This is a genomic window from Paraburkholderia aspalathi (assembly GCF_905220735.1).
GTDB classification, from domain to species: domain Bacteria; phylum Pseudomonadota; class Gammaproteobacteria; order Burkholderiales; family Burkholderiaceae; genus Paraburkholderia; species Paraburkholderia aspalathi.
In genome coordinates, this window is record NZ_CAJNBA010000034.1 from 1 (window position 1) to 1,077 (window position 1,077).

The window sequence follows — 1,077 nt, forward strand, 5'->3', positions numbered from 1 at the left end:
GGATCCGGAGCGGCTGCGCAACTGGGCCGCCGACATCGGCCCGCATACGGCAGCCGTCATCCAGCACCTGCTGGGTGCCCGCAAGCATCCCCAGCAGTCGTATCGCACCTGTCTGGGTGTGCTGCGCATGGGCAAGGACTACGGGCGCGACCGGCTCGAAGCTGCTTGCCGCCGCGCCATCGATCTGAAAGCGCCGAACTACAAGTTCATTGACTCGACGCTGAAGAACGGCCTGGACCGGGAGCCCGAACCCGCTACCGTGCAGGCCGACCTGCCGCTTGTGCATGCCAATGTGCGCGGGCCTTCGTACTATCACTGAAGCTGAAAGGGAGTCTATATGCTGCATCATCCCACTGTCGACAAACTACACGCGCTGCGCCTGCCCGGCATGGCGGCGGCGCTTGCCGAGCAACAGTCCCAGGACGGCATTGACCGGCTGGGCTTTGAAGAGCGTCTGGGGCTGCTGGTCGAGCGTGAATCCAGTGAACGTGACTCGCGACAAACGGCGGCCCGGCTGCGTCGGGCCAGACTGAAGGTCCCCGACGCGTCGCCCGAGGACATCGACTATCGCACCCCTCGCGGCCTGGACCGGGCGCTCACCGTCCGGCTGCTGACGGGTGAGTGGCTTCGGGAGAGGCAGAACCTGATCCTGGTTGGTCCGACTGGTCTCGGCAAGAGCTGGTTGGGCTGCGCCTTCGCCATCCAGGCATGCCGCCAGGGGTTCTCCGCCTGCTATCTGCGCGTGCCGAAACTAAACGACGAACTGGCGATTGCACACGGCAGCGGGCGCTATGCGCGATGGCTCGCACAACTTGCCAAGACGGATCTCGTGATTCTCGACGATCTGGCAATGGCGCCGCTGACCGATTCCGCGCGGCGCGACCTGCTGGAGGTGCTCGATGACCGGCACGGACACCGATCCACGCTGGCCACCAGCCAGCTATTACGAAGTCGAACCCGTAATAGCTGTAATGCGATGAACAACTTTATGCGGAGTCCGTCCGTACGAACCCCGCTGCCGTGAGCGTCCAGTGGCTTTCTGTCTATGCATAATCGTGATGTCTTCGTTAGCCGTAT

2 pseudogenes are annotated in these 1,077 nt (G+C 63.4%); both read left to right on the plus strand.

The features are described 5' to 3' along the window. A pseudogene (locus KHO30_RS39070) lies at positions 1-319 on the plus strand (IS21 family transposase); the annotation flags it as partial. A gap of 18 nt (positions 320-337) precedes the next feature. Further along, positions 338-943 (plus strand): annotated as a pseudogene (locus tag KHO30_RS39075) (ATP-binding protein); the annotation flags it as partial. Positions 944-1,077 lie beyond the last annotated feature (134 nt).